The following is a 1,733-nucleotide window of genomic DNA, read 5'->3' on the forward strand; positions in this document are numbered from 1 at the left end:
GTCATTCAATGAAGACAAAGCCTGTATTGGCCATGAGAATACGGCTAAAAACTTAGATATACGTCCTAAATAAGCACTTTCAGTGTGAGTGAACCTGAAAGAAAAGCCGGAAACCGCCAATTAAATCACTGATGAGCAAAAATGCTATGTTCTTCAAACACCTCGCTAACTCTGTCAAGATAAATTTTTCCTGCGTAGGTCCTGGCGATTACTGTTGAATTGTACTATAAAAAATGATATATCTTTAGGTTTATTAACTCCTCTCACAGAACCTAAAAAATTCTAGAAGAAAATCAGAATAAAGCACAAAATCAAATTCAAAACAAAATTCTGACAAGCAAAGTTTTGAAGAAATACAAGCAGAAATGAACGAAAATCCATGCTATCAAAGCACGAAAAAAGATTTGGAAAAAACTTTCTGAAACAAGAAGAAAAAGTACGGAAAAATCATCCTCAACAGGCTCAAGAACCCCTGAAAAACAAACCCTTTCCTGAAAATAGAAAAGCTCAAGCACAAAAAGAGAATATAAAAAAGACAAGTGCAGCGCTTAAACAAATAGAACAGGTTAAACAGAAAGCCGAGAATACTATAACTAGGATCCAAGCTGAACAGACAAAAGAAGCGCTTTAAATAAAGAAAGCGATCAAAAAAATTTAGCTCTAGGGGCGCATGCACCACGGGTAGAAAAGAGGAACGAATTCAAAAAAACAGCCACACAAAATAATAGGACATAAAAAGAAATAAAAGGATTGTAGAAAACTATGAAAAAGATGTAGTATTTAGAGCACTACTTTATCAAAAAAAGTACAGAAGCTCTCTGAACTTACAAACTTTCCAACAGCGTCACGTGATCACATACGAAAGAAGTTAAAATGAGACAAAAAGAGTTCTAGAGATAGCAAAAAAAGCGATTAAAAGCTTCACCTCTTATTTTAGAACCTTTGATGGATACAGTAGATGTAAAGCATTAAAAAAAAACGTGTTTGCGCACCGATCCGCGTTTGGTGGAAAAAATGGTAAAAGACGCGCTTACAAAGAAAATTGACGAAACGTTAAAGAAGGTATAAACGTCGCGTAGAATGCTTGATAAAAGTAGCTCTAAAGTCCTATATAATGCGCTGATTAGAGAAGACCTAATAGGCACACAGAAATCATTAAAAGTCTTGGAAAAATAGTCTACCTAAAAATTCTAATTTACTGCATAAAATTAAAGAATTACAAAAAAAAGTCAACACAAAAATAGATCGACACACAGCTGTATTGGATTTAGCGCACATTCCACTCAATCCAAAAGACCCAAAACTAGCAGAAATTGGAAAAATCTTTAGTACATTTGATATGAAGTATGGAAACTCGGACAGTAATTTGGACAAAAAGAATATTGAAGAGAGATTCAAAATGTTGGAGGCTTTAAAAAAGTGTATAGAAGGCCTAAAACATCCAAATCCTAAGTTGAAAATTCGCATTCAAGAAATGTACGTTGACCATTTAAAAAAATACAAGAATCCTAAATGGAGATGTGTTTAGTCCCGCTAAGAAATGGTTAGGATTAATTGTAAAATATTCTGGATGAATTGTCCACTGATTTAGAATAAATTGCCAAGGAGTTTTGCCTTTGATGGCTTTAAGTCGTTTAGCGAAGGTATAAGCCATTAGATAGGCATGCAGATGCTGTTTCAGCTCATCATGAGATGCATAATGGAAATTGTTTACAGTTGCCTCTTTAAGCGTT

The 1,733-nt window shown here is 34.2% G+C and carries 1 protein-coding gene and 1 pseudogene; one reads left to right on the top strand and one right to left on the bottom strand.

Going from position 1 to position 1,733, the window contains the following annotated elements; all coding sequences use genetic code 11:
• Positions 1-379 precede the first annotated feature (379 nt).
• On the top strand, positions 380-631 hold the full coding sequence (locus HCUR_RS00785) for a hypothetical protein (protein ID WP_104206320.1): 252 nt from the start codon (positions 380-382) through the stop codon (positions 629-631).
• A gap of 858 nt (positions 632-1,489) precedes the next feature.
• Here the strand turns inward: HCUR_RS00785 and HCUR_RS08090 are convergent.
• Positions 1,490-1,733: pseudogene (locus HCUR_RS08090) on the bottom strand (IS481 family transposase); the annotation flags it as partial.

This window comes from Holospora curviuscula (assembly GCF_002930195.1).
GTDB classification, from domain to species: Bacteria; Pseudomonadota; Alphaproteobacteria; order Holosporales; family Holosporaceae; genus Holospora; species Holospora curviuscula.

Bases quoted from the DNA above. Each gene is read 5' to 3' on its own strand.
- HCUR_RS00785 (WP_104206320.1), top strand. From the start codon at position 380: ATGCTATCAAAGCACGAAAAAAGATTTGGAAAAAACTTTCTGAAACAA.